Origin of the sequence: Mycolicibacillus koreensis (assembly GCF_002104795.1) — a bacterium.
Lineage (GTDB): Bacteria > Actinomycetota > Actinomycetes > Mycobacteriales > Mycobacteriaceae > Mycobacterium > Mycobacterium koreense.
The window spans coordinates 1-842 of sequence record NZ_NCXO01000121.1; the positions used below are offsets into that span (position 1 = coordinate 1).

1 protein-coding gene is annotated in these 842 nt (G+C 57.8%); it reads left to right on the forward strand.

Annotation, left to right across the window (positions count from 1 at the left end; all coding sequences use genetic code 11):
- The first annotated feature begins 371 nt into the window (after window positions 1-371).
- A complete protein-coding gene (locus B8W67_RS20150; RefSeq protein ID WP_133056184.1) occupies window positions 372-788 on the forward strand; it encodes a hypothetical protein in 417 nt (138 codons plus the stop codon).
- Window positions 789-842 lie beyond the last annotated feature (54 nt).

Consider the following 842-nt stretch of genomic DNA (forward strand, 5'->3'; position numbering starts at 1 on the left):
TACTACCGTCACCACCGAACTCAGCAACCCGCCGAGTTCTCAAACCAGTAAGTCTCCGGACACACCGGGGCGGTTCACTCCTGGGGGGCGCTGGCAATAAACTGGCAACATCAATGTACCAATCTGTCCGACAGTGTGACATACTGTCAGCGTGATGAAAGCGCCATACGAGCAGGTAGAAGCGTGGAAATCGCAGGTAATGAATCCGGCCACGTCATGTCGGCAATCAGGTTCAAATCCTGTCAGCCCGACGCAGGTCAGAGGGTGTTTTCGAGCAATCGGAGACGCCCTTTCGGCGTTTTGACCACCACTGGTGACCACCACGGACATGATCTGAGACCAGGACTGGATCGGGGAAATTGGGGGAGAACATGAGCAATGAAGCTTTGGACGCTGCCGTTACCGAGTTCGTCGCGGCAGTGAACGACCGCAACCGCGTGAACGCCCTTCTCAAGAAGAAACGAGAGGCAGCTCCCAAACCTGCCAAGGGAGACGCCGACGCACTGAAGAAGATTGTCGCCACCTACATCGAGTCGTACGAAAATGTGCGACCAGACCTCGACGCGATCTATGACCGCATTGCGACGAGCGGTGCGACTATTCGTGGACTCACAAGCGACCTGGGCATCGTCAACCCGGTGGAAGCGCTCACCGAGGCTGCTGCCGCTGAGCGCGCTGAGTCCGAAAAGATGCTGTCACGGCTCGCCTCGCTGGCGCGTGCAGGTGCGGGGAAGTTGCTAATGCTACTCAGCCTCATCCCAACATGGGTCTGCTGCACGATCAGGTGACATCTGAGTTGGCTTGCCCACGATGGGCGGGCTGGAAGGATGTCCCCATGGCAA